Origin of the sequence: Comamonas sp. MYb69 (genome assembly GCF_037479315.1) — a bacterium.
Classification (GTDB): Bacteria; Pseudomonadota; Gammaproteobacteria; order Burkholderiales; family Burkholderiaceae_C; genus Comamonas.
The window spans coordinates 217,755-241,910 of sequence record NZ_JBBGZG010000008.1 but is presented as its reverse complement, the minus strand read 5'-3'; the positions used below and the strand labels follow the sequence as shown (position 1 = coordinate 241,910).

Genomic DNA, 24,156 nt, shown 5'->3' with positions numbered 1-24,156 from the left:
CCCTGCTGCGGCCTAGCGCGGTTTACAGCACATCGCTGGCAAAGTCGGCCAGGCGCGAGCGCTCGCCGCGTGCCAGGGTGATGTGGCCGCTGTGTGGCCAGCCCTTGAAACGGTCCACCACATAGGTCAGGCCCGAGGAGCCTTCGGTCAGGTAGGGCGTGTCGATCTGGGCCAGGTTGCCCATGCAGATGATCTTGGTGCCGGGGCCGGCACGGGTGATCAAGGTCTTCATCTGCTTGGGCGTCAGGTTCTGCGCCTCGTCGATGATCACGTACTTGTTCAGGAAGGTACGGCCGCGCATGAAGTTCATGCTCTTGATCTTGATGCGGCTGCGGATCAGGTCATTGGTGGCAGAGCGCCCCCATTCGCCAGGATTGCCGCCGTCGCCCTTGGCCAGGAACTCCAGGTTGTCGTCCAATGCGCCCATCCAGGGGCCCATCTTCTCTTCTTCGGTTCCGGGCAGAAAACCGATGTCCTCGCCTACGCTCACGGTGGCGCGGGTCATGATGATCTCGGTGTAGCGGCGCTCGTCAAGCACCTGGTTCAGGCCGGCGGCCAGGGCCATCAAGGTCTTGCCGGTGCCTGCCGTGCCGGCCAGGGTGACAAAGTCCACATCCGGGTCCATCAGCAGGTTCATCGCGAAGTTCTGCTCACGGTTGCGTGTGGTCACGCCCCACACATTGTTCTTCTGGTGGCCGTAGTCTTTCAGCGTCTCGAGCACGGCGGTCTTGTCACGGATCTCGATCACGCGGGCAAACAGGCTGTTCTCGCCGGGGGCTTCGTAGAAGACAAACTGGTTGATGTGCAGCTGCTGGGTGATGGCGCCGCTGATGCGGTAGCAGGTGGAGGCGCCCGACTGCCAGCTCTCGACCTTCTTGCCGACCTTGGCCCAGAAATCCAGCGGCAGCTGCAGCATGCCGGTGTAGAGCAGGTCGCCGTCTTCCAGCGTCTTGTCGTTCTGGTAGTCCTCGGCCTCCAGGCCCAGCGCACGCGCCTTGACGCGCATGTTGATGTCCTTGGACACCAGCACCACAGGGCGGTCAGGGTGGCGCTGGCGCAGGGCCTCGACCACGCCCAGGATCTGGTTGTCAGCCTTGCCCTGGGGCAGGCTCTCGGGCAGCTGGTAGTTCAGCGGCTCGGTCTGGAAGAACAGGCAGCCGCTGGCGCCCTTCTGGCCGGTGGCATCGAGGCGAATGCCCTGGGCCAGATGCGCTTCCTGGCTGGCGACCAGCGCATCGAGCGTGCGGCTGGCCTGGCGGCCGTTGCGGGCCACTTCGGTCATGCCCTTCTTGTGGCCATCGAGCTCTTCGAGCACGATCATCGGCAGGTAGATATCGTGCTCTTCAAAGCGGAACAGGCTGCTGGGGTCATGCAGCAGCACATTGGTGTCGAGCACAAAGAGCTTGGCCTTGTCGCTGCGCGGTTTGGCGGCCTTGGCCGGCTTGCTGGCCACGACGGGGCTGGCTTCGGCCACGGCAGGGCTGCGGGCCGGTTGCGCAGGCTTGGCTGCTGGCGGCGCCTTGGCGCTTGCGGCCACCGGCGCAGGGGCTTGCACGGGAGCAGGGGTGGCCGCCGCTTTCTTGCTGCGGCTGCTGGCCTTGGGGGCGGCAGCGGCTTGCGTGCCACGGCGCGGCGCAGGGCTCGCGGCCACGGCGGCGGGCGCCGTGTCCAGGTCTAGAAGATCGTCGTCTTGTTCATCGCGCGCAGCGGCCGCGGATGCACGGGATGGGGTGTTGGTCTTGGCGGAAAAGTCACCAGCGGAAAGCTGGCTGCCACGGCGGGTAGGTGCGGGAGGCAAGGGCATGGAGCTCGGGGCCTTTATCTAAACACTCGCCAAATGGGCGAACTCACTCCGAACGCCTGCCACCCCGGATGCAAAAAAGGCCATCTCGCAAGCAAGACAGCCTTTTTCATGGGGAATGACAGAACAATCCGGACTCACATACATATGGAGCCCATTATGCACATTCTGGGCGCCCCGAAACCAGCAATCGCAGTCATGGATCGCGGTGTCGGCCCAGAAAGACGGAAACAGCAACGGCGCGCATCCGCAGATCGCGCGCCGCCACACGGTTGCCGCCTGGCGCAGCGGCTTAGGCAGCCTTCTTTTGCGCAGCCTTCATCGACTTGACGGCCTTGAGCACTTCTTCGACATGGCCCAGCACCTTCAGGCCGCGCCATTCTTGCACCAAGATGCCATCAGGGCCGACCAGGAAGGTCGAGCGCTCGATGCCCTTGACCTTCTTGCCGTACATGATCTTGTTCTTGACGACGCCGAACATGTGGCACAGCTTCTCTTCGGTATCGGCGATCAGCTCGAAGGGCAGCTCAAGCTTTTCCTTGAAGTCGTCGTGCGACTTCATGTTGTCGCGCGACACGCCGAAGACGGCTGCACCAGCCTTGACAAAATCCGCGTACTTGTCGCGGAACTGCATGGCTTCGGTGGTACAACCGGGGGTGTTATCCTTGGGGTAGAAGTACAGCACCAGAATTTGCCCCTGATGCGACGCATTGGAGACCTTCAGGCCTCCCGTCGCTTGTGCTTCAAATTCTGGCAAGGGTTTGTTGACAACAACAGCCATAGCTCTCTATTTTCTCCGGAGTAATCGCAAAAAGGCCGCAGGAATCAAAGTATTCATCTAGTTGTTATTCAGGCCCGCGGCCGCAAGCGAGTATTTTAACCCGAATCGAAATATTTATCGAGCCCCACTGATAAACACAGGCTATCGATTGTGGTTATAGAGCAGGAGCCTCCAGCAGCACGGCCAGCAAGACCTTGCGTCCCTCACCAGCCAATACGTTGTAGGTACGGCATGCAGCGGGCGTATCCATGGTCTCGAAGCCGATACGTTTTGCAATCAGTGGAGCCAGCCAGGCAGGCGAAGGAAAACGTAACCGATTGCCACTGCCGAAAATGACCGTTTCGACATCGGCCTCGGCGAGCTGGGCGAAATGGGCGGGGCCCAGGTCTTCGAAGCGCTCGCAATCCCAGCGCTGGAGGGTGCCGTTGGAGCCGACCACCAGGCTGTATGCATAGGACTGCTTGTCCACGGCCAGCCAGCCCGGGCCATAGCCTGTGATGGTCAAGGTGTCGGATTTATCGGGCTGGAACTTCATGGCGCGGGCTTTCTGCAAACGGGGCTGGGACGGGGCGGTGCCCGGTGCCGCAGGCACAGGGAGCCACTACAGGGCGATCAACGCAAGGATCTGTGGTCAAATTATAGTTTTCACCTAGTTGGGTTGTGGGTTCGAGGTATTGGCATGGTTGCCAGCCGGCTGCAATCCCGTGTTTTCAGAGGTAGTGGTTTCTGTCATGAAGACGATTCAAAAATCCGCCAAGCTGGCCAATGTGTGTTACGACATTCGAGGGCCGATCATGGACGCGGCGAAGCGGATGGAGGACGAAGGACAGAAGATCACCAAGCTCAACATCGGCAACCTGGCGGTGTTTGGCTTCGATGCCCCTGAAGAGGTGCAGCAGGACATGATCCGCAACCTGCCCAACTCGGCGGGCTACTCCGACAGCAAGGGCATTTTTGCCGCGCGCAAGGCGGTGATGCACGAAACCCAGCGCCTGGGCATCAAGGGCGTGGGTCTGGACGACATCTACCTGGGCAATGGCGCCTCCGAGCTGATCAGCCTGGCCACCAATGCGCTGCTCGATACTGGCGACGAAATGCTGCTGCCAGCCCCCGACTACCCGCTGTGGACGGCGGCGACCAGTCTGTCGGGCGGCACCCCGGTGCACTATATGTGCGACGAAGAAAACGGCTGGATGCCCAACCTGGCGGACATCCGCGCCAAGATCACGCCCCGCACCAAGGGCATCGTGGTCATCAACCCCAACAACCCCACCGGCGCGCTGTATTCCGACGCCCTGCTGCGCGACATCGTGCAGATCGCGCGTGAGCATGGCCTGGTCATCTTTGCCGATGAGGTCTATGACAAAGTGCTGTATGACGATGCCAAGCACACGCCGATGGCCTCGCTGTCGCAGGATGTGCTGACCATCACCTTCAATTCGCTCTCCAAGGCCTACCGCAGCTGCGGCTACCGCGCCGGCTGGATGGTGATCTCCGGCGACAAGACGGGCGCTGCCGACTATATCGAGGGCCTGAACATGCTCTCAAACATGCGCCTGTGCGCCAATGTGCCCGGCCAGTGGGCCGTGCAGACCGCGCTGGGCGGCCACCAGAGCATTGATGAGCTGGTGCAAGAAGGCGGGCGCCTCCGCAAGCAGCGTGACCTGGCCTGGGAGCTGATCAATGCCATCCCCGGTGTCAGCTGCGTCAAGCCCCAGGGCGCGCTCTACATGTTCCCCAAGCTCGACCCTGCGGTCTACCCGATCGAGGACGACCAGGAATTCTTCCTGCAGGTGCTCAAGGAGACTCGCGTGATGCTGGTCCAGGGCACCGGCTTCAACTGGCCACGGCCTGACCACTTCCGCATCGTGTTCCTGCCCCATGAGGCGGACCTGCGCGAAGCGATCAACCGCCTGGCCGCTTTCCTGGCCAAGTACCGACTTCGCCACGGAACCGAGCAGCTTGCGCAAGCCCATAAGGCCGATATCAAGCTGGTCAAGACCAAGGCAGAAAAATCCGCTGCCTGAGTCGCCGCCTTTCCTATCTGACAACGACAGGCGTCCGGCTGGGCGCCTTGTTGGTTATTCAACGTATCCAAGAGAATTTATGAAACCGATCCAAGTAGGCTTGTTGGGCATCGGCACCGTCGGTAGTGGTGTCTTCAACGTGTTGCAACGTAACCATGACGAGATTCGCCGCCGCGCTGGCCGCGATATTGCCGTGACCATGGTGGCCGATCTGGATGAAGCCCGTGCCCGTGCGGTGGTGGGTGACCAGGCCGCCGTCTTCAAGGACGCGCGCGAGGTGATCGCCAATCCCGACATCGATGTGGTCATCGAGCTGATCGGCGGTTATGGCGTGGCCAAGACCCTGGTGCTGGAGGCGATTGCCGCTGGCAAGCATGTGGTGACGGCCAACAAGGCCCTGCTGGCCGTGCATGGCTCGGAGATTTTCAAGGCAGCGGCCGACAAGGGCGTGATGGTGGCCTACGAAGCGGCCGTGGCCGGTGGCATCCCGATCATCAAGGCGCTGCGCGAAGGCCTGACCGCCAACCAGATCCAGTGGATTGCCGGCATCATCAACGGCACCACCAATTTCATCCTCTCCGAGATGCGCGACAAGGGCCTGGACTTTGACGTGGTGCTCAAAGAAGCGCAGCGCCTGGGCTACGCCGAGGCCGACCCGACCTTCGACATCGAAGGCGTGGACGCCGCGCACAAGGCCACCTTGATGAGCGCCATCGCCTTTGGCGTGCCGGTGCAGTTCGACAAGGCCTATGTCGAGGGCATCACCAAGCTGTCGTCGGTCGATATCCGCTATGCCGAGCAGCTGGGCTACCGCATCAAGCTCCTGGGCATCACCAAGCGCACCGACAAGGGCATCGAGCTGCGGGTGCATCCGTCGCTGGTGCCATCCAAGCGCCTGATCGCCAATGTGGAAGGCGCGATGAATGCCGTGGTGGTGCATGGCGATGCCGTGGGCACGACCCTGTACTACGGCAAGGGCGCAGGCTCCGAGCCCACCGCCTCGGCCGTGATTGCCGATCTGGTCGACATCGCCCGCCTCGAAGGCGCTGCTGTGGCCCACCGCGTCCCGCCCCTGGCCTTCCAGAGCAGCACCTTGCGTGAAGCGGGGCAGGAGCTGCCGGTGCTGCCGATGGCCGATATCACCACCAGCTACTACCTGCGCATGCGCGTGGCCGACGAGGCCGGCGTGCTGGCCAAGGTCACCGGGCTGCTGGCGGGCGCCGGCATCAGCATCGATGCGGTGCTGCAGCGCGAAGCCGACGAAGTCGGTGGCGAAGGCTCGACCCAGACCGACCTGATCATCCTCACGCACGACACGCGCGAAGGCGATATGGACAAGGCGCTCGCCGAAATCCAGGGCCTGCCCACCGTGCTGGCGCCGATCACCCGCATCCGCAAGGAAGAGCTGAACTAAGCGAGCGCTAGAGCCGCTGCGGCCGCCGGTCGCACCGCCCGGCGCCTGCCGCCTACCCAACCGCCTGTGGCCGATCCGGCCCAGGCGGTTTTGCTTTTTGGGGTCCAACGGCTGCAAAAACATTCGCATCATTCTGTTACTTGTCGGCATTTGTTCACGTCATTATTTTTCTAAATAATGGCCGCTCACAAATGCAGCGCCCCTCGGGGGCTGCAGATCGATAACAAAGACGGGGAGTTGCACTATGTCGGACACCGACAAGAAATGGCTGGCGCTGGCCAAGCGTTGGGGGGTGTTGTTCGGGATTCCGCTGCTGATGCTGGCCATTGGCCTTTGGCAATGGTCGCGGGCCGATACGCCGGTCTCGGATGTGGGCGCGCAGATCGCCCAGTACCAGCAGGTGGTGCGTCAGCTCGAGGCGATCGAGGCCGAAAAGCCCGGCCGCCGTGCGACGGTGCGGGACAGCGAGGGCAAGGAATACCCGGTCTGGAAGGTCAAAAACGAGTACCTGATGGCCATCCAGGACCTGCAAAACCAGGGTCTGAATGTCACCACCCGTAACTTGCAGCCGGTGCTGGCGGGCTGCACCATCGCCTTCAGCGTGCTGGCGCTGCTGTGGTCGGCGCTGGGTGTGGTGTACCAGCGCGGCATGGGCGCCAAGGCCCTGCAATCGCGCGAGCAGCTGCTCGCGACCTTCCAGAAGGGCCGCAAGCTCTTGCCGACCTATATGGTGGTCATGGTGCTGCTGCTGTTCGGTGCGGCCATCCCGCTGCTGGTCTACGAGATGATGCCCATCCTGCGCCACCGCAACTACAGTAAGGGCGACATGAAGCTGATGTTCATCCTCGGCGGCCTGGCGCTGTTCCTGCTCTACTCGGGCTGCAAGGTGCTGATCGATGTCTGGAAGGCATCGCGCAAGCCGCTGGAGAACGCGCCCATCGAGGTGATGGGCCAGACCGTCAGCCGCCAGCAGGCGCCCGAACTCTGGGCCTTTGTGGACCGCGTGGCCGCCAAGACCGGCGCCGGCATGCCCGATGCTCTGGTTGTCGGCCTGAACGAAGGCTTTTTTGTGACCGAGCACCCGGTGCAGCTGGCCAGTGGCGCCTTGCTGCCCCAGGGGCGGGTGCTGTACCTGCCCTTGCCCTATATGGCCTTTCTCAATGCCGGCGAGGTTGCTGCGGTGATCGGCCATGAGCTGGGCCACTTCATCGGCGAGGACACGCTCTACAGCCAGCGCTTCTCACCGATCTACAGCGCCACCCTCCACCACCTGGTGGCCATCAGCGGCGGTGAGCGCCATGAGGGCTCCTGGATGGACATTCTGCGCCGGCCAGCCACCTTGTTTGGCGAGATGTTCTTGGACAGCTTCCACGAAGCGGTGCGCTACTGGAGCCGCAAGCGCGAGCTGGCCGCCGATGCGGTGGGCGCGCAGGTCGTGAGCCCGCAGGCCGTTGCGTCGTCCTTGCTGCGCATCAGCGCGCTGGCCCCCCTGGTGGATGAGGCGCTGCAGGCCAACTGGGACCGGGGCGAGACGGTCGCAGGCGGCGTGCTGGGCCATGTGCGCCAGCTGGTCGCTGCCAAGGGCATGACCGACCCGAGTGAGCACCTGGACCAGCGCCAGGCCCACCCGACCGACACCCACCCTGAGCTGGCCGAGCGCCTCGCTGCGCTGGGTGTGCCCGTCAGCCCCGAGTTGCTGGCCCGCGCGATGGATGCCCAGGGCAGCCAGCTGCTGCAGGAGTTTGGCCTGGAGCAGGGCGCGCCCGCTGCCAGCAGCCGCACCCTGGCCGGGGCGGTCGCACCGGCCCCGGTCGCCGATCTGAATGCCGCCTTGCAAAACGAGCTCAGCAGCGCAGCCGCGTCCCACCGCAGCGCCAAGCTGGCCGAGCTGCGCGAGATCGCGGCGCTGGCTGCGCCCGAGACGGTGATCCATGAGCGCTCGGCCTTCATGGTGGGCTTGTTCGGCTTTCTGGCCTTGGCCTGCTTTGGCGGCGCGGTGGCCTTGTTCATGGCGGGTCTGCACATGGCGGTCGGTGCAGGTGTGCTGGCCGGTGGTCTTGTCTGCGTATGGGTGGCGCGGCTGTTCTGGCGCGACAGCCAAAGCCCGGCGATGGTGCTGCAGCCCGCGGGTGTGCGCCTCTTCAACGCGCAGGCCTTGCTGCCCTGGTCGTCGATCGATGATTTTGAGTTCAACCAGGCCAACCACATGCTCACCGTCATCATGGCGCTGGAGCCCGGTGTGCAGCCGCCTGCGATGGGCGTGGGCAAGCGCCGCGCCCAGTTCCAGAAGAAAAAGCAGCGCGTCGTCGTGATGCTCAAGGGCGTCAAGAAGATGAAGAACCAGGCCTTTGCCGAGCTGGTGCTGAACCAGTGGCGCGCCTACTATGCCCGCCAGGAGCTGGCGCGCATGGGAGAGCAGGTCTAACGGCTGCTCCACAACCCAGCCAGGCCTCGGACCCAGTCCGGGGCTTTTTTATGCCAGCGGCTGCCCTCGGTGTCGCAGCCTGGCCGCTGCTGCCAGCTGCTGTGCCCCACATTCCTGCGCAAGCTGTGCCAGTACTGGCGACTGCAGGATAATAAGCAGTTGCTCCTTGCCCGTGAGCGGGCTGTGTCCACTTATTTCGCACCCTCCATGCTGTATCTCTCCACGCGCGGCCATGCCGAACAAAAACGTTTTTGCGACATTTTGCTCGAGGGCCTGGCGCCCGATGGCGGTCTGTACATGCCGGTGCAGTACCCGCAGATTGACGACGCCAAGCTGAGCGCGCTGCGCGAGACGCTCAAGAGCAAGGGCTATGCCGCGCTGGCGTTCGAGATTCTGTCGCTGTACATCGACGACATCCCCGCCGATGACCTGCGCGCGCTCTGCAACAAGACCTACACCGAGGCGGTGTTCGGCACGGCGGCGATTGTTCCAGTGCGCCAGCTCGAAGGCCAGTTGATGATCGAGGCGCTCTCCAATGGCCCGACCTTGGCCTTCAAGGACATGGCCATGCAGCTGCTGGGCAACCTGTTCGAGTACGAACTGGCGCGCCGCGGCGAAGAGCTCAATATTCTGGGTGCCACCAGCGGCGACACTGGCAGCGCAGCAGAATACGCGATGCGCGGCAAAAAGGGCGTGCGTGTGTTCATGACCAGCCCGCACGGCCGCATGAGCCCCTTCCAGCAGGCACAGATGTTCAGCCTGCAGGACGAGAACATCCACAACATCGCCATCGAAGGCGTGTTTGACGACTGCCAGGACATCGTCAAGGCGGTCAGCAACGACCACGCCTTCAAGGCGCAGTACAAGATTGGCACCGTCAACTCCATCAACTGGGCGCGCCTGCTGGCCCAGGTGGTCTACTACTTTGCCGGCTACCTGCAGGCCACCAGCCAGAACAGCGAGAAGGTGAGCTTCACGGTGCCCAGCGGCAACTTTGGCAATGTCTGCGCCGGCCATGTGGCGCGCCAGATGGGCCTGCCGATTGCCAAGCTGGTGGTGGCCACCAACGAGAACGATGTGCTGGACGAATTCTTCCGCACCGGTGTCTACCAGGTGCGCGGCGCTGCCCACACCTTCGAGACCTCGAGCCCGTCGATGGACATCTCCAAGGCCAGCAATTTCGAGCGCTTTGTGTTCGACCTGGTCGGCCGCGATGGCGCACGCCTGCAGCAGCTGTTTGCGCAAGGCGTGGCCCAAGAGGGCCGCTTTGACCTGCAGGCCGATCCGGCTTTTAAGGATGCTGCCGGCCGCTATGGCTTTGTCAGCGGCAAGAGCACGCATGCCGACCGCCTGGCCACCATCCAGGACACCTACCAGCGCCTGGGCCAGATGATCGACACCCATACCGCCGATGGCGTGAAGGTGGCGCGTGAGCACCTGGGTGCCGAGCCGATGATCGTGCTGGAGACGGCCTTGCCGATCAAGTTTGCCGCCACCATTGAAGAGGCGCTGGGCCGCACACCCGAGCGCCCCGCCAAGTTTGACGGCATCGAAGACCTGCCCAAGCGCGTGGTCGTGATGCCCGCCGATGTGGACCAGGTCAAGACCTATATCAAGGACCACTGCCGCTGAACCGGCTAAGCTGCCGCTACCGCTTCGAGCCTGGGTGCCGAGGCCGGCCGTGGAATCATCAAGGAGGCGGGTATGCAGGTCGTGTGTTTTGCAGGCTATTCGGGCAGTGGCAAGACGACCTTGATCGAGCAGGTCATCCCGGTACTGATTGCGCAGGGCCAGCAGGTGTCGGTCATCAAGCATGCCCACCACCGCTTTGACATCGACACCCCTGGCAAGGACACCTGGCGCCACCGCCAGGCCGGCGCCTACGAGGTGCTGGCTGCCTCCGACCAGCGCGTGGTGCTGATGCGCGAGCTGCCAAAGACGCAGGAGCCCGATGTGCATGCGCTGATCGCCCAGCTCGACAGCCAGGTGGACTGGGTGCTGGTGGAGGGCTTCAAGGACTGCGACCTGCCCAAGCTGGAGGTGCTGGCCAATGCGCCAGAGGCTAACGGCAAGGCGCCGCTCTACCCGCAGGATGCGGCCGTGCAGGCGGTGGTGCTGTCACCCGCCCGCGAGCTGTTGCCCGCCACGGCCCTGCCGCTGCTGCCCCGCGATGCGCCCGCTGCCGTGGCGCAGTGGCTGCTGGCGCACAGCGCCCGCTTTGCCTATACCCCGCCCGGTGTTTTTGCGATCGATACCGCCGGCTAAGCGGCCCGTGTCGATGTTCGGCCAGCCTAAAGGCGGCCGACAACCCAAGGAATGATTGAATGAACAGCCAGTCCCGTCCCCCTCTGAAATCCCTCGATGCCGCCCTGGCCGAGCTGCTGGCCCATGCCCAGCCGCTGGCGGGCCACGAACTGCTGGACACCTTTGATGCCGACGGCCGCGTGCTGGCGCAGGACCTGGTCGCTGGCTTGCAAGTGCCACCTTTCGACAACAGCGCGATGGATGGCTATGCGCTGCGCGCCGCCGACCTGAGCGGGCCCGCACTGGCCCTGCCGGTCAGCCAACGCATTGCAGCGGGCAGCATCGGCGAGCCGCTGGCAGCGGGCACCGCCGCCCGCATCTTTACCGGGGCCGCGGTGCCTGCGGGCGCCGATGCCGTGGTGATGCAGGAAGAATGCAGCCTGCTGGACGATGGCCGGGTGCAGATCAATGCGGCGGTCAAGGCAGGGCAGAACATCCGCAAAAGTGGCGAAGACATGCAGCTGGGCAGCACGGTGCTGATCGCTGGCACGCGCCTGGGCCCGGCCGAGCTGGGCCTGGCTGCCAGCATGGGCTGTGCGCGCCTGCCGCTGGCCCGCCGCCCGCGCGTGGCCTTGTTCTCTACTGGTGATGAGCTGGTCATGCCCGGCGAGGTGGCGCCCCAGGACCTGCCCTTGGGCAGCATCTACAACAGCAACCGCTTCTTTTTGCGCGCCATGCTCCAGCGCCTGGGCTGCGAGGTGCGCGACCTGGGCATCGTGCCCGACAGCTACGAGGCCACCGTGGCCGCGCTGCAGACGGCGGCGCAGCACAGCGACCTGGTGCTGACCAGTGGCGGCGTGTCGGTGGGTGAGGAAGACCATGTCAAGCCGGCCGTGCAGGCCTTGGGCAGCCTTGACCTGTGGGCCATTGCCGTCAAGCCGGGCAAGCCCTTTGCCTATGGGCGCGTGGGCCAGGCCCATTTCATCGGCCTGCCGGGCAACCCGGTCTCCAGTTTTGTGACCTTTGCGCTCTTGGTGCGGCCTTTTCTGCTGCGCCTGCAAGGCGTGCAGGCGCTGGCGCCGCAGGCGATCGATATGCGCGCCGATTTTGACTGGCCGAGAGCCGACAAGCGCCGCGAATTCTTGCGGGTGCGCGTCAATGCGCAAGGCGGGCTGGAGCGTTTTGCCAACCAGGGCTCGGGTGTGCTGACCTCGGCCGTCTGGGCCGATGGCCTGGTCGACAACCCGCCCGGCCAGACGATTGCGCAGGGCGACACCGTGCGCTTTGTGCCCTTTGCCCAGCTGCTGGGCTGAGGAGATGACGATGAAGACTTTGCAACTGCGCTATTTTGCAAGTATCCGCGAGGCCATTGGCAGCGGCAGCGAGGCCTTTGCCACCGAGGCCGGCACCGTCGCCGAGCTGCGCGAGGCCCTGCTGGCACGCGGCGAGCCCTATGCCAGCTGCCTGGCTCGGGGGCGCGCGGTGCGCACCGCCGTCAACCAGGTACTCAGCGATGACAGCACGGTGCTGGAGGCGGGTGCCGAGGTGGCGTTTTTTCCGCCAGTGACGGGCGGTTAAGAAGCTTTAGATAGCGCCATCTTCTGCGGGGCTGGGCAGCAGCAGCTCGGGCGCTTTCCATTCCAGCAGTTCGGCCAGGCGCAGCACTAACCAGCGGGCTTCCTCGGCGCAGACGCCGGCGTCCGGCGTCTGCAGGCCGCTGTAGATGGTCTGCAGGATGGCGCTCTCGGAGGGCGCGCTTTGGTGGTAGAGGATCTGCGCCTGCTCGACCAGCATCTGCGCCAGGTCTTCGCAAAGCTCATAGCGCTGGGCGATCTCATCGAGCGGCTGGCGCAGGCGCTGGTTGCGGCCCTGGAACAGGGCGATGAAGGAATCAGGGACAAAGATCTGGCTGCCGTCTTGCATGGGAGTGGCTCAGGTGGTGTGCGTGTTCAGGGCGTAAAGCGCTTTTCAAAGCGGGCCACATCTTCTTCCAGCTCAAAGGTCACGACCTGGCCCATTTTCTTGTCGCTCTCGCGGCAGGCGGCATAGACGCTGGTCTTGCCGACCAGGTCCATCGCCGGGATGTCGATGATCGCGTAAGGGTAGGGCACGAACACGTGGTGCTCGAACACAATCCGGTGCTGGTTGCGCGGATTGGGGTAGAGCAGGAAGCCGTGGGCATTCAGGGTCTGACTGGGCATGGAAAGCATCCAAAGAGAAAACAGGTCCTGCAAGCGCGCGGGCAGCTGCTGGAATGCGGGCATTCCAGCAGCGCAAAGCTTGCAGAGGGCCACCAGTGTGCCGCAATCGCGAAGCTGGGGTGGCCTGCCATGGTTTGCAGCCAGGCCCGGTGGGCATGCTAGGCTTCGGTCTTGATGCTTTTTTCGCCGAGATACCGCCATGCTGCACACCCATATCGCCGTCCAGACCGCTGACTTTGATGTGAGCGAGGAGCTGCGCCTGCTGCGCGCCGCCGATGGCCGCATCGGCGCGGTCTGCAGCTTTGTCGGCACGGTGCGCGACCGCAATGCGGGCAGCGAGGTGGCGACGATGGAGCTGGAGCACTACCCGGGCATGACGGAAAAATCGATCGCCCAGATGGTCGAGGCCGCCAGCCAGCGTTTTGACATCTTTGGCGCCCGCATCATCCACCGCGTGGGGCTGCTCGCGCCTGGCGAGCAGATTGTGCTGGTCGCCGTCTCCTCGGCGCACCGGGGCGAGAGCTTCCAGGCCTGCGAGTTCTTGATGGACTACCTCAAGACCGAAGCGCCATTCTGGAAGAAGGAAGACACGCCGGAGGGCGCGCGCTGGGTCGATGCCCGCGTCAGCGACGAGGCGGCGATGGCGCGATGGGGCCTGCCCCAGCGCCAAAGCTAAAAAACGGGCCCATTGCAGCGGCCTTGACCGGGCGCAAGCTTTCTCAGCCCTATAGCTGCTGCAATGGGTGCGGGGAGCGCGGCCGCCTTGCTGCAATGTTCGCAGGGCGTAGGAGACGGCGCACAGCACTTGGCGACGTGGGCCGACAGAAGCTATATGTGCGGCGAGGTTCTTGAAAATACGGCGTCCAGCGCAAAATATTCCCCAGTAACAATTGTTGAGTGGGGAACATTCATGCGAATCGACAAACTGACAACCAAATTTCAAGAAGCGCTGGCCGACGCCCAATCGTTGGCCCTGGGCAATGACAACGCCTATATCGACCCGGTCCATGTGCTGGCAGCCATGCTGCGCCAGCCCGATGGCCCCAAATCGCTGCTGGCGCGCGCAGGCGCCAATGCCACGGCGATGAGCACGGCCGCAGAAAACGCGATCAAGCGCCTGCCGCAGGTGCAAGGCCAGGACCAGGTCACGGTAGGCCCCGATCTGCAGCGCATGCTGCAGGCCACCGAGAAGGAAGCCATCAAGCGCGGCGACCAGTTCTATGCCAGCGAGCTGTTCTTGCTGGCGCTCACCGATGACAAGGGGGAGGCCGGCCGTATCGTCAAAGAGGGGGGCTTGAGCCGCAAGGCACTGGAAGCGGCGATTGACGCCGTGCGCGGCGGCCAAGCCATGGACAGCGCCGACGGCGAAAGCCAGCGTGAAGCCTTGAAGAAATACACGTTGGACCTGACCGAGCGCGCCAAGCTGGGCAAGCTCGACCCGGTCATTGGCCGCGATGACGAGATCCGCCGCACCATCCAGGTGCTGCAGCGCCGCAGCAAGAACAACCCTGTGCTGATCGGTGAGCCCGGCGTGGGCAAGACGGCCATCGTCGAAGGCCTGGCCCAACGCATTGTGGCGGGCGAAGTGCCGGACACCTTGCGCGACAAGAAGGTGCTGGTGCTGGACATGGCCGGTCTGCTCGCGGGCGCCAAGTACCGGGGGGACTTTGAAGAGCGGCTCAAATCCGTGCTCAAGGAAGTCGCGCAGGAAGAGGGCCGGGTGATTCTCTTCATCGACGAGATCCACACCATGGTCGGCGCCGGCAAGGCCGATGGTGCGATGGACGCGGGCAATATGCTCAAGCCTGCGCTGTCGCGGGGCGAGCTGCACTGCATTGGCGCCACCACCCTGGACGAATACCGCAAGTACATCGAAAAGGATGCGGCGCTGGAGCGGCGCTTCCAGAAGGTGCTGGTCAATGAGCCCTCGGTGGAAGACACCATTGCGATCCTGCGCGGCCTGCAGGAAAAGTACGAAGCCCACCATGGCGTGGACATCACCGACCCGGCGATTGTCGCTGCGGCCGAGCTGTCGGCACGCTATATCACCGACCGCTTCCTGCCCGACAAGGCCATCGACCTGATTGATGAGGCAGCGGCCAAGATCAAGATCGAGATCGACTCCAAGCCCGAGGTGATGGACAAGCTTGAGCGCCGCATGATCCAGCTCAAGATCGAGCGCGAGGCGATGAAGAAGGAAAAGGACGAGGCCTCGCAAAAGCGCCTGTCGCTGATCGAAGAGGACCTGTCCAAGATCGAGCGTGAATACGCCGATATGGAAGAGATCTGGAAGGCCGAGAAGGCCGATGCGATGGGCTCGGAGCAACTGCGCAAGGAGCTCGACCAGGTGCGCTTCCAGATCCAGGAAGCCACGCGCAGCGGCGACTTCAACAAGGTCGCCGAGTTGCAGTACGGCAAGCTGCCCGCGCTGGAGAAACAGCTGGCCGAAGTGCAGGCCGACGAGAAAAGCGAAGGGGCCAAGGACAAGGGCCACAAGCTGCTGCGCACGCAAGTGGGCGCCGAAGAAATTGCCGAGGTGGTCAGCCGCGCCACGGGCATCCCGGTCTCCAAGATGATGCAGGGCGAGCGTGACAAGCTCTTGCGCATGGAAGACAAGCTCCACGAGCGCGTGGTCGGCCAGGATGAGGCGATCTCTGCGGTGTCCAACGCCATCCGCCGCTCGCGCTCGGGCCTGTCCGATCCGAACCGGCCCACCGGCTCCTTCCTGTTCCTGGGCCCCACCGGCGTGGGCAAGACCGAGCTGTGCAAGGCGCTGGCGGGCTTTTTGTTTGACAGCGAAGACCACCTGATCCGCATCGACATGAGCGAGTTCATGGAGAAGCACTCGGTCTCGCGCCTCATTGGTGCGCCCCCGGGCTATGTGGGCTATGACGAGGGCGGCTACCTGACCGAGGCCGTGCGCCGCAAGCCCTACAGCGTGATCTTGCTCGACGAGGTGGAAAAGGCCCACCCCGATGTGTTCAACATCCTGCTGCAGGTGCTCGACGACGGCCGCCTCACCGATGGCCAGGGCCGCACGGTGGACTTCAAGAACACCGTGATCGTGATGACCAGCAATATCGGCTCGCAGCTGATCCAGGCGATGGTCGGCGAATCGTATGAGGATGTAAAAGACGCGGTCTGGGGGGAACTGAAAAACCATTTCCGGCCCGAATTCCTCAACCGCATCGATGAAACCGTGGTGTTCCATGGCCTCGACGCCCAGCACATCGAGTCGATTGCACGCATTCAGCTGCACCAGCTCGAAAACCGCTTGGCGAAGATGGACCTGCATCTGGAGGTGTCCGATGCGGCGATGGCCGAGCTGGCCAAGGTGGGCTTTGATCCGGTGTTTGGTGCACGGCCGCTCAAGCGGGCGATCCAGCAGCGCATCGAGAACCCGCTGTCGCGCTTGCTGCTCGAAGGCGTCTACCCGCCCAAGAGCCGTATCCCCGTGACCGTGGATCCGGTGCAGGCACCGGGCGAGTTCCATTTTGGCAAGGCCGATGTGCAGTAATGCCCTTGGCGGTGGGCCATGCATAACCATGCATGGCCCACCATCTTTACGCTGCGATATGCTTGTTGACAGTGCAGGGGGCTTGAAAAAGCCTGGCATCGGCATAACATGGGTAGCAAGCGCTGTCATACAGCGATGAAAGGAAGTGCGTTGAACGAGTTGTTGGCAACTGTGGTGAGCTGGACTTTGCGTATTGCGATGGTGCTGGCTGGTCTGGTGTTTTTTGTCAGTCTGATGGTGGTGGCCGCAATCGCTGCCATGCTCTGGGCTGTGCGCCTGCTATGGGCCAAAGTCACCGGCAAACCTGTGGTGCCTTTCGCGTTCAAGATGAACCCCGCTTCGGGCTGGACCACGGTCTACCGCAGCACGGCGCGCTGGTCGGCCAACAAGGGTGCACGCGCTGCTGAATCGGCTGCCAGCCCCTCGGGCATGCGCGCTTCCGTGATCGATGTGACGGACGTGGAGCCTCGTGAAATCCGTTCACAACACTGACTGACCTGACGCAGGCTGCGGCCTGCCTTGTGTACAAAGCCCGGTTGTGCCTGATGCAGACCGGGTTTTTTTATGGGGCCATGCTATGGATGTGAGCGAGTTGCACAGCCGTTTTGAGGCCATGCGTGCGGCCAGCCGCGCGCAGGCCGATACGCCGCTGCTGCTGCGGCGCGAGCGCTTGCTGCGGCTGCAAAAGCTGCTGCAGGACAACGAGACGCGGCTGTGCGCCAGCGTGCAGGCCGATTTTGGCCAGCGCTCGGCCCGGGTGACGACCTTGACGGAATTGTTGCCGCTGTACAGCCAGCTGCGCCAGGCGCTGGGCGCTCTGCGGCGCTGGGCAGCGCCCCGGCCCGAGGCCACGCCCTGGCATTTCTGGCCTGCGCGCGCCTGGGTGCAGCCCATGCCGCTGGGCGTCATCGGAGTGATCGCTCCCTGGAACTATCCCCTGCTGCTGTCCTTGGGGCCGCTGGTCAGCGCGCTGGCTGCGGGCAACCGCGTGATCATCAAGCCCAGCGAATACACGCCGCAGACCATGGCGCTGCTCGCCGAGCTGCTGCCCAGCTATTTCGCCGATGACGAGGTGGCACTTTTGGCGGGTGACGCCGGGGCTTCAGCCGAGATGGCGGCCCTGCCGCTGGACCACCTGCTGTTCACCGGCTCGGCGGCTACCGGCCGCAAGGTGGCGCTGGCCGCTGCCAACCAACTGGTGCCCACCACCTTGGAGCTGGGTGGCAAATCGCCCTGCCTGCTGGAGCAAAGCTGCGATATCCAGGACGCGGCGCGCAAGATTGCCCATGCCAAACTGCTCAATGCCGGCCAGACCTGCATTGCGCCCGACTATGTGCTGCTGCCGCGCAGCAGCGCTGCCGCCTTTGTCGAGGCCTATACCCAGGCCGTGCAGCGCATGTACCCGCAGCTGCAGGGCAACCCCGATTACACCTCGGTCATCCATGCGGCCCATGCCAGCCGGCTGCTGGGCATGCTGGCCCAGGCCGAGCAGGCCGGTGCCCAGGTGATCCGCCTGGCAGGCGGTGGGGAGGAGGTGTCCCAAAGCCGTATCGGCGACGGCATCAGCCGCCAGCTGGTGCCGGCGCTGGTGCTGGGGGTGGGCGCGCAGATGCAGCTGATGCAGGAGGAAATCTTTGGCCCGGTGCTGCCGGTGCTGCAGTACGACGACCGCGAGGAGGCGATTGCAGCGATCAACCATGGCGAGATACCGCTGGCGCTGTACTGGTTTGGCCAGGACCGCCGCCAGGGCCGCGATGTGGCGCAGCGCGTGCGGGCTGCTGGCATGTGCATGAATGACTGCCTGCTGCAGTTTGCCCATGGGGCCCTGCCGTTTGGCGGCTGGGGCAAGAGCGGCTGGGGCGCGCTGCATGGCTACCATGGATTCATGCGCTTTTCTCATGGCAAGCCTGTGCTGTGTCAAGGTGCCTGGTCAGCGGCTACATGGCTCTATCCGCCTTATGGCCGGCGCTTTGATGGCCTGATGCGGTGGCTCGGTCGCAGCTTTATGCGCTAAGACCTTGATTTGTAGGCAGGGGCACCCTTCGGGTAAACGCCTAGCGCAAATGCAGTCATTTGCAAACCCCTGCACAAATTGACCTACAAGCCTATTGTGGGGCTACCCAAATGATGTCAGGAGTGAGACAATGGCGGGCTTTCGCGCACCATACTCTCTAGCGCGCTGTTCACGCGCTGACTCTTCCATATGCCCTTAAAAAAGCCTTCAGCAGTGCCTTGTTGCCTGCTGATGCTGCGTGAGCCATGGTGTGTTGCAGGTGGGTGGATGTTGAGCCTCAGGGTGCTCCATCCCCACTTGACACCCGGCCGGGCGTGATGGTCGCAGTGTACGACGAGATATACGTGCTTTTTGGTTAATTCATTGATTTTTGTTTTCGGTTATCCATGTCTGAAACTATCCAGGTTCGTCCCGCAACTCTCCGTGATGCCAAAGCCATTGCCCAAATCCATGCCGCCGCTTCGGTGGAGAGCTATCGCGGTGTTTTGCCCGATGACCAACTGAAGTCCATCTCTTCCGTCGAAAAGCGCCAGGCTTACTGGCGCGAAGCCATCGAATACTGCGAGCCGCAGGTGCAAGTGGCCGTTGAAAACGACAAGATCGTCGGCTTCATCGGTTTTGACCGCTCGCGCGATGCCAAGACCCGCCCCACCACCGGTGAGATCTGGGCGATCTATGCTGCCCCTACCCACTGGGACCAGGGCGTGGGCGTGGCACTGTGGGATGCGGCGCGTGATGGCCTGTCCGAAGAAGGCTGCACCTCGGTGACCGCCTGGGTGCCACTGCGCAACGAGCGCGCACTGCGCTTCCATGAGTCTGCCGGTTTCAAGCGCGAGATGTCGACCGCCAAGACGGCCACCGTCGGTGCCATCAAGATCGAAGAAGTGCGCATGCAGCGCTCCTTGATGAACCGCTGATCCTTGCTGGCCGGGCATGCGCCGGCCCTGCGCAGGCAGGGCGGGGCAGCCTTGCTCTCAAGAGGCCGTCTTGGACGGCCTCTTTGTTTTTCCCCCTTGGCAGCTGGCGCCTTGCCGCACTGCCCCAGAAAGCCTTTTGTATGACCACTGCCCAGCCAGAGAGTTTGCCCACCATCCACTGGGAGGAAGGCGGCGATGCACGCAGCGCGCGCTGGCGCAGCGAGCGCGGTGCGGCCGCCGCCGCCCGCGTGGTGCTGGCCGATGACACCTTGCCCGCCGATGTGGCCTACCGGCTGGCCTGCGAGGGCACGGCGCTCTTGTGGCGCGGTGACTTTCAAAATGCCCGCATGCTGCTGCAGTCGCTCACGCGCCGTCTGGACAAGACCGGCGAGCGCAAGGCCAAGAAAAAGCCCGCTGCCGCTGCGGTGGCCGGCATGCCCACGCCGCAGCTGGCCTTGCCCTTCCACCAGCAGCGCCAGCTGCAGGCGCAGCGCGCCCGCGTGCTGTCGATGGTGCTGATCGAGTTGGACCCGCAATATGCCATCCACCTGCGCCGCGCGCCTGAGGTGCAGGCCGCTTGTATCGACGCCTGGGGCGCGCCCGCAGGCGACCAGCCCCAGGTGGTGTCGCTGCGCGAGCTGCAGGCCCTGGTGGGCGCCCATGAATGGCGCAAAAAAGGCGTGGAAATCCCCGCGCTGGCCAAGCTGGCGCCCAAGGGCTATGACCGCATCCACCCGCACTACGGCGTGTTCTCGCCGGTGCGCGGCGAGTATGTCGACCTGATTGCGCAGGCGCCGCTGCCCACCGCGCTGGCCAAGCAGTCGCTGGCCTATGACATCGGCACCGGTACCGGCGTGATCGCTGCCGTGCTGGCGCGCCGTGGCATCCAGAAGGTGCTGGCCACCGATACCGACCCGCGTGCCCTGGCCTGCGCCAAGGAAAACCTGGAGCGCCTGGGTGTGGACCAGCGCGTGGAGCTGGCGCAGACCGATCTGTTCCCCGAAGGCAAGGCCGCGCTGGTGGTCTGCAACCCGCCCTGGGTGCCTGCCAAGCCCAGCGCGCCAGTCGAGCGCGCCGTCTATGACGAAGGCAGCCGCATGCTGCGCGGCTTTCTGGCCGGAGTGCCCGCCCATCTGGTGCCCGGTGGCGAGGCCTGGCTGATCCTGTCCGATTTTGCCGAGCACCTGGGCCTGCGCAGCCGCGAGGAGCTGCTCAGCTGGATCGCCGAGGCCGGCTTGCAGGTGGTGGGCAAGAACCACATCCGCCCGCGCCACCCCAAGGCCCAGGATGGCAGCAACCCGCTGCACCAGGCCCGCGCGGCCGAGATGACCACGCTGTGGCGCCTGCAGGTGGCCTGGTGATCGGCCTGATGGTCTGAACGGGGGCCCACATGCGCTTGTTGCTTGCGCCCATGGAGGGCCTGCTCGACTTTGTGCTGCGCGATGTGCTCACCAGCATTGGCGGCGCCGACCGCTGCGTGTCGGAGTTCATCCGCATCACCGGCAGCTTGCTGCCCGACAAGGTCTACCTGCGCACCATGCCTGAGTTGCGCAACGGTAGCTGCACGGCAGCCGGCACCCCGGTGCGCGCGCAGCTGCTGGGCAGTGATGCCGCCAGCATGGCGGCCAATGCGGTGCAGCTGGCGGCGCTGTCGCCCGAGGGGATCGATCTGAACTTTGGCTGCCCGGCCAAGGTGGTCAACCGCCATGGCGGTGGCGCGGCCTTGCTGCAGGACCCGGCCGCCATCCATGCGGTGGTCAGCGCGGTGCGCGGCGCTGTGCCCGCCGCCATGCCGGTGTCGGCCAAGATGCGCCTGGGCTTTAACGACCGGGCGCTGATGCTGGACTGCGCCTTGGCGATGCAGGAGGCGGGCGCCTGCGAGCTGGTTGTGCATGGCCGCACCAAGCTCGATGGCTACCGCCCGCCTGCCTACTGGGACCAGATTGCGCGGATCCGCGAGGCGGTGCACATCCCCGTCGTGGCCAATGGCGAGATCTGGACCGTGGAGGACGCCTTGCGCTGCCAGGCCGAATCCGGCTGCCAGGACCTGATGCTGGGCCGTGGCATTGTGGCCGACCCGGGCCTGGCCTGGCGCATCCGCAAGGCCGTTGCCGAGCGTGATGGCCTGCCGCTGCCCGCGGGCATGCGCGATGTGCAATGGCCGGATCTGCTGCCCGCCTTGCTGCGCTTTTGGCAGCTGGTCTGCGAGGACCTGGAGCCGCGCCAGCGCGCTGGCCGCTTAAAGCAGTGGCTCAACCTGATGCGCCGGGCCTTCCCCGAGGCCGAGGACGCCTACCAGCATGTGCGGGTGATGACGGACCAGGCAGCGATCACCGTGTGGCTGGATGACTTGCAGCAGCAGACGCAGGTGGAAGCAGCTGTTTAAATCAGCGCTTAAAGCAAAGAGTCAGGCGTAAAGGGGCTGATGATCTTGAGCATCAGCCGCAGCGGCAGGCTGGCATCGGGCTCGGTGGTCTGGTCCTTCAGCCGCGTGTTCTGCGGTGCCTGCCACAGCAGCTTGCCGTCTTTGAGCACCACATGCCAGGCGGCGCTCTCCAGGCCCTTCTCGATCATGCCAGCGGCCTGCCCCGAGAGCTTGCGGCTGCGCACCAGCACGGCGATCTCGGTGTTTTGCAGCTTGGAGCGCTGGTCCAGGTTCATCGAACCCACGACCAGCAATTGGCCGTCAAGCACCAGCACCTTGCTGTGCAGCATCACACGCCGCCCTTCACGAAAACTGTTCTGTCCGCTGCCCAGGCCAAAGGCGGCGCGCAAGTCGCTCTCGTCGCTGACCAGCTCGTACAGCTCGACCCCGTCGCGCAGCAAGGTCTCGCGGTGGCGGGCATAGCCGATATGGGCAATGGGCGCATCGTTGGAGGACAGCGAGTTGGTCAGGATGCGCACCCGCACGCCGCGCTGCACGGCATCCTTGAAGGCCTGGCGCATCGATTCGCCGGGCACAAAGTAGGGCGAGACGATCAGCAAATCCTTTTTGGCGTAGCCCAGCAGTTGCACCAGGCCATCGACCACTGAATCGGCGCTGGGGCTGTGGCCGGGGTTGCGCGTTTCTGCCAGCGCCCGCAGCTGCGCCAGGCGCTTGTTGTCCAGCACGCCAGGTGCGGCGCTCAGCGGGTTGGTCTGGCCGTCGGAGTCGACCGCCGGTATCTTGCTGGGCGCATCGGCCATCACCACCGAATGGGCCCAGACCAGCGGAACGGTCTGGAGGTCCACTGGCTGCATGTCCCAGGCGCGCTCGCGCTGCTCGTCGGAGATTGCGCCGCCCGGGCGCGGCTCGCCATCGGGCGGCGAGGGCAGGGCGCCGCCGCTGCTGTTGCGGGCAGCGGGCTCGGATGCCGCATTCGCCGCATCGTCATCGCCCCCTTTGCTTTGGCGGGCCTGGTAGGCCTGCTGCATGTCTTCCAAGGTCTTTTTGCTGATCAGCGACTGCACCGGGTAGGCGCGCTCGTTGTTCCAGTAGCTGTCAAAGCTGCTCGACAGATCCCGCACGGCCGGGCCCATGACGAGCACATCGGTGTCCAAGAAGTTGGAGCTCTCGTCGTTGTCGAAATAGGCATCGCCCAGGTTGCGCCCGCCCATGATGCCCATCACGTTGTCGGCCAAAAACAGTTTGTTGTGCATGCGCTGCTGCGCGCGCTGGAAATCGGTGGCCGCGTTCCACATGCGGCTGATCGGCGAGTCGCGGTCACCGGGCAGCGGGTTGAACATGCGCATCTCGATGTTGGGCTCAAAAGCCAGGCGCATCACCTGCGCATTGCGCCCGGTGCCATGGAAGTCATCGAGCAGCACGCGCACGCGCACGCCCCGGCGCGCGGCATTCACCACGCTTTCGAGCAGGCGCGCGGTGCTGGCATCGGCATGGATCGCGTAGTACTGCACATCCAGCGTGTGCTTGGCGCCTTGTACCAGTGCCAGGCGCGCGCCGTAAGCAGCTTGCGCGCCGGCCAGTATCTCGAAGCCCGACACTCCGGGCCCGGCCTTGCTCTCGGCCTTTTGGCGCTGCTGGCTGATCTGCACCAGCGGGCTGCTGGCCGCTGGCGGCTGGGCCGATGAGACCGGCCTGTCCACCTGGGTCGGCAGCTTGCTGGCGCATCCGGCCAGCAGCACGGCCGCGCAGACCATCACCAGCCCGCGCTGCAACTGGGGCCAGGAGGTTGTCTCGGAGGGGCGCAACGGAGACAGGGCAGAGGTCAGCAAAGCAGGCAGCATGGCGGCAGGTTCAATCAGTGGGCTGGCGCTATTGTGCGTGAGCGCAGGCCATTGCGGTGGCCGCGTGGCTGCTTTGGCGGTGCTGTCGTACAGCCAGATGGCGCTACTGCGTCGTGGCGCAGCAACGCCGCGGCAAGCGGGGTGGCCGCTCAGCAGGGTTTGTGCCCGGACCGTTGCTGCAGACCTGCCGCTAGGATTGTTGAAAGCATTGGGGAGATGGACATCGATAGCCAATAGGAGGCCTGCTTATGCTGCGATCACTGCGCTTTTCCACACTGGTGCTGCTGCTGGCGGCCATGGCCATGCCGCCCGAGAGCGCCTGGGCCGCGCGCAAGAAAAATACCGAGGCCACGCAGGCGTCCAAAAAACCGGCCAAGGCCAGAGTCAAAGTCAAACGCCAGCGCAGCAGCAGTGCCGAAACCCTGGCCGAGCGCGACCGCCGCCTGCTGCGTGAATGTAAGGGGCTGCCCAATGCGGGCGCCTGCCTGGGCTACGCCAAGAGCCCCTAACACCACCCTTGATACGTCGTTACCAAGCCTTGTCGTACGCCTGTACTGCCTGCGGCTTGGCGCCTCGTCTCAACCGCAA

General features: G+C 64.3%; 21 protein-coding genes. 15 read left to right on the top strand and 6 right to left on the bottom strand.

Going from position 1 to position 24,156, the window contains the following annotated elements:
- Nucleotides 1–22 precede the first annotated feature (22 nt).
- The 3 genes from WH303_RS13445 to WH303_RS13435 form a co-directional block, all read right to left on the bottom strand.
- Nucleotides 23–1,804, bottom strand: a complete 1,782-nt coding sequence (locus WH303_RS13445; RefSeq protein ID WP_339519095.1) for a PhoH family protein — start codon at nucleotides 1,802–1,804, stop codon at nucleotides 23–25.
- Nucleotides 1,805–2,093: 289 nt separating this feature from the next.
- On the bottom strand, nucleotides 2,094–2,582 hold the full coding sequence (locus tag WH303_RS13440) for a peroxiredoxin (protein WP_021025569.1): 489 nt from the start codon (nucleotides 2,580–2,582) through the stop codon (nucleotides 2,094–2,096).
- Nucleotides 2,583–2,736: 154 nt separating this feature from the next.
- A complete protein-coding gene (locus WH303_RS13435) occupies nucleotides 2,737–3,117 on the bottom strand; it encodes an Mth938-like domain-containing protein (protein WP_021025568.1) in 381 nt (126 codons plus the stop codon).
- A gap of 196 nt (nucleotides 3,118–3,313) precedes the next feature.
- On the opposite strand from WH303_RS13435, the gene WH303_RS13430 reads away from it, so the two are divergent.
- The 7 genes from WH303_RS13430 (at nucleotide 3,314) to WH303_RS13400 (ending at nucleotide 12,270) form a co-directional block, all read left to right on the top strand.
- Nucleotides 3,314–4,609: a pyridoxal phosphate-dependent aminotransferase gene (locus WH303_RS13430; RefSeq protein ID WP_021025567.1), complete on the top strand. Its 1,296-nt coding sequence runs from the start codon at nucleotides 3,314–3,316 to the stop codon at nucleotides 4,607–4,609.
- Nucleotides 4,610–4,688: 79 nt separating this feature from the next.
- Nucleotides 4,689–6,023, top strand: coding sequence for a homoserine dehydrogenase (locus WH303_RS13425; RefSeq protein WP_339519092.1), 1,335 nt, complete (start codon nucleotides 4,689–4,691; stop codon nucleotides 6,021–6,023).
- Between the two features lie 244 nt (nucleotides 6,024–6,267).
- Nucleotides 6,268–8,448, top strand: a complete 2,181-nt coding sequence (locus WH303_RS13420; protein WP_339519091.1) for a M48 family metallopeptidase — start codon at nucleotides 6,268–6,270, stop codon at nucleotides 8,446–8,448.
- A 207-nt stretch (nucleotides 8,449–8,655) separates the two neighbouring features.
- Nucleotides 8,656–10,080: a threonine synthase gene (gene thrC / locus WH303_RS13415; protein WP_339519088.1), complete on the top strand. Its 1,425-nt coding sequence runs from the start codon at nucleotides 8,656–8,658 to the stop codon at nucleotides 10,078–10,080.
- 72 nt (nucleotides 10,081–10,152) lie between these two features.
- Nucleotides 10,153–10,713: a molybdopterin-guanine dinucleotide biosynthesis protein B gene (gene mobB, locus WH303_RS13410; protein ID WP_339519086.1), complete on the top strand. Its 561-nt coding sequence runs from the start codon at nucleotides 10,153–10,155 to the stop codon at nucleotides 10,711–10,713.
- Nucleotides 10,714–10,772: 59 nt separating this feature from the next.
- Complete coding sequence (locus WH303_RS13405; RefSeq protein WP_339519084.1) at nucleotides 10,773–12,005, top strand: molybdopterin molybdotransferase MoeA; 1,233 nt, start codon at nucleotides 10,773–10,775, stop codon at nucleotides 12,003–12,005.
- Between the two features lie 4 nt (nucleotides 12,006–12,009).
- The gene (locus WH303_RS13400; protein WP_445228284.1) at nucleotides 12,010–12,270 is read left to right on the top strand and encodes a MoaD/ThiS family protein; all 261 of its coding nucleotides are present in this window, start codon (nucleotides 12,010–12,012) and stop codon (nucleotides 12,268–12,270) included.
- 6 nt (nucleotides 12,271–12,276) lie between these two features.
- On the opposite strand, the gene WH303_RS13395 is transcribed toward WH303_RS13400, so the two are convergent.
- Together WH303_RS13395 and WH303_RS13390 are read right to left on the bottom strand one after the other, a co-directional pair.
- Nucleotides 12,277–12,615 (bottom strand): hypothetical protein, encoded by a 339-nt coding sequence (locus WH303_RS13395; protein ID WP_339519080.1) that lies wholly within the window; start codon nucleotides 12,613–12,615, stop codon nucleotides 12,277–12,279.
- A gap of 26 nt (nucleotides 12,616–12,641) precedes the next feature.
- Nucleotides 12,642–12,893, bottom strand: a complete 252-nt coding sequence (locus WH303_RS13390; protein ID WP_027010667.1) for a hypothetical protein — start codon at nucleotides 12,891–12,893, stop codon at nucleotides 12,642–12,644.
- 199 nt (nucleotides 12,894–13,092) lie between these two features.
- Between WH303_RS13390 and moaE the strand changes: the two genes are divergently transcribed.
- From moaE to WH303_RS13355, 7 genes are all read left to right on the top strand, one after another.
- Nucleotides 13,093–13,569 (top strand): molybdopterin synthase catalytic subunit MoaE, encoded by a 477-nt coding sequence (gene moaE, locus WH303_RS13385; protein WP_021025925.1) that lies wholly within the window; start codon nucleotides 13,093–13,095, stop codon nucleotides 13,567–13,569.
- A gap of 234 nt (nucleotides 13,570–13,803) precedes the next feature.
- Nucleotides 13,804–16,410: an ATP-dependent chaperone ClpB gene (gene clpB / locus WH303_RS13380; protein ID WP_021025924.1), complete on the top strand. Its 2,607-nt coding sequence runs from the start codon at nucleotides 13,804–13,806 to the stop codon at nucleotides 16,408–16,410.
- A 150-nt stretch (nucleotides 16,411–16,560) separates the two neighbouring features.
- Complete coding sequence (locus WH303_RS13375) at nucleotides 16,561–16,902, top strand: hypothetical protein (RefSeq protein WP_021025923.1); 342 nt, start codon at nucleotides 16,561–16,563, stop codon at nucleotides 16,900–16,902.
- Between the two features lie 46 nt (nucleotides 16,903–16,948).
- On the top strand, nucleotides 16,949–18,424 hold the full coding sequence (locus WH303_RS13370) for an aldehyde dehydrogenase family protein (RefSeq protein WP_339519077.1): 1,476 nt from the start codon (nucleotides 16,949–16,951) through the stop codon (nucleotides 18,422–18,424).
- 386 nt (nucleotides 18,425–18,810) lie between these two features.
- The gene (locus WH303_RS13365; protein WP_021025922.1) at nucleotides 18,811–19,341 is read left to right on the top strand and encodes a GNAT family N-acetyltransferase; all 531 of its coding nucleotides are present in this window, start codon (nucleotides 18,811–18,813) and stop codon (nucleotides 19,339–19,341) included.
- Between the two features lie 140 nt (nucleotides 19,342–19,481).
- Nucleotides 19,482–20,702, top strand: coding sequence for a class I SAM-dependent methyltransferase (locus WH303_RS13360; protein ID WP_339519074.1), 1,221 nt, complete (start codon nucleotides 19,482–19,484; stop codon nucleotides 20,700–20,702).
- Nucleotides 20,703–20,731: 29 nt separating this feature from the next.
- A complete protein-coding gene (locus WH303_RS13355; protein WP_021025920.1) occupies nucleotides 20,732–21,727 on the top strand; it encodes a tRNA dihydrouridine synthase in 996 nt (331 codons plus the stop codon).
- A gap of 8 nt (nucleotides 21,728–21,735) precedes the next feature.
- Here the strand turns inward: WH303_RS13355 and WH303_RS13350 are convergent, their stop codons facing one another.
- On the bottom strand, nucleotides 21,736–23,568 hold the full coding sequence (locus WH303_RS13350) for a phospholipase D-like domain-containing protein (protein WP_339519072.1): 1,833 nt from the start codon (nucleotides 23,566–23,568) through the stop codon (nucleotides 21,736–21,738).
- A 248-nt stretch (nucleotides 23,569–23,816) separates the two neighbouring features.
- Here WH303_RS13350 and WH303_RS13345 point away from each other — a divergent pair, with 248 nt between their 5' ends.
- On the top strand, nucleotides 23,817–24,077 hold the full coding sequence (locus WH303_RS13345) for a hypothetical protein (protein WP_021025918.1): 261 nt from the start codon (nucleotides 23,817–23,819) through the stop codon (nucleotides 24,075–24,077).
- Nucleotides 24,078–24,156: the final 79 nt, after the last annotated feature.